This is a genomic window from Pseudocoprococcus catus, from assembly GCF_019734885.1.
In the GTDB taxonomy this organism is placed as follows: Bacteria; Bacillota; Clostridia; order Lachnospirales; family Lachnospiraceae; genus Coprococcus_A; species Coprococcus_A catus.
Genome location: NZ_JAAXCM010000001.1, coordinates 1 through 1,125 on the forward strand (window position 1 = coordinate 1; position 1,125 = coordinate 1,125).

Sequence of the window (1,125 nt, forward strand, 5' to 3'; positions counted from 1 at the left end):
CTCGTGACCTACTATCTCCACAGGCGTAAATTCGGGCAGTCCCTGCCCTATATAGTTATTCTTCTTATGCTATTTGTCGTAATCCCTCCGTCAGTATATTTTTTGCAGCGTTAATGTCTCTATCATGTTTTACACCACAAACAGGACACGACCATTCTCTTATTGATAAATCCTTTATCTCTGTATTTTGGTATCCGCAAACCGAACATAACTGGCTGCTGGCATAGAATGTATCTATCTTTATATATTTTCTACCATTCCACTTTGCCTTATATTCTAACTGTCTTGTCAACTCATACCATGAAACATCACTTATAGCTTTTGCTAAATGATGATCTTTCACCATGTTCTGTATCTGCAGATTTTCCGAAACTATCACTTGGTTTTCGCTGATAATCTCATGGGATATCTTGTGCAGATAGTCTTTTCTGCTATTTGTTATTTTCTCATGGCATAATGCTATCTTTTTTTTGATCTTGCAGTAATTTCGGCTTCTCCTTTCTTTATGCGCTAACTGTCTTTGCAGCTTTGCCAGTTTCTTTTCATATTTCCTGATGGTTTTTGGATTTTCATATTTCTTTCCCTTTGAAGTAATACATAAATCTTTAATGCCCAGATCTATTCCTGTGTTTTGATCTGTATGTGGCAGTTCCACATGTTCCGTTTCCACCAAAATTGATACATAATATTTTCCGCTCGGCATCTGCGATACCGTTGCAGACTTTATCTGTCCGATAAAATTTCTATGCAGTTTTGCTTTTACTTCCTTTAGTTTAGGCAGCTTTACTTTTCCTCCGTCAAAATCTGCCGTTATATTCCCATTGGTAAAATTCGTTGTGTATGATTGATGACCGTCATGTTTACTCTTAAACTTCGGATACCCTGTATGTTCTTTAAAAAATTTTTGATAGGCAGCGTCCATATTATAAATTGCATTCGTAAGGGCAAACTTATCTACTTCTTTTAGCCATCCATATTCTTTTTTTAGAACCTGGTTACAGTAATTGTTGCAGTTGGTTTTATTTACGTTTTTTTTCTCTTTCTCATATGCTTCTTTTCGATACGCCAGTGTCCGATTATACACAAAACGGCAGCAGCCAAATGTCTTTGCTATCTGTTCTTTCT

1 protein-coding gene is annotated in these 1,125 nt (G+C 36.4%); it reads right to left on the minus strand.

Features of this window, described 5'->3' with window-relative positions:
* Positions 1-64: 64 nt before the first annotated feature.
* A partial coding sequence (tnpB, locus tag HED67_RS00005) for an IS200/IS605 family element RNA-guided endonuclease TnpB (RefSeq protein ID WP_221717118.1) occupies positions 65-1,125 on the minus strand: 1,061 nt, incomplete at its 5' end.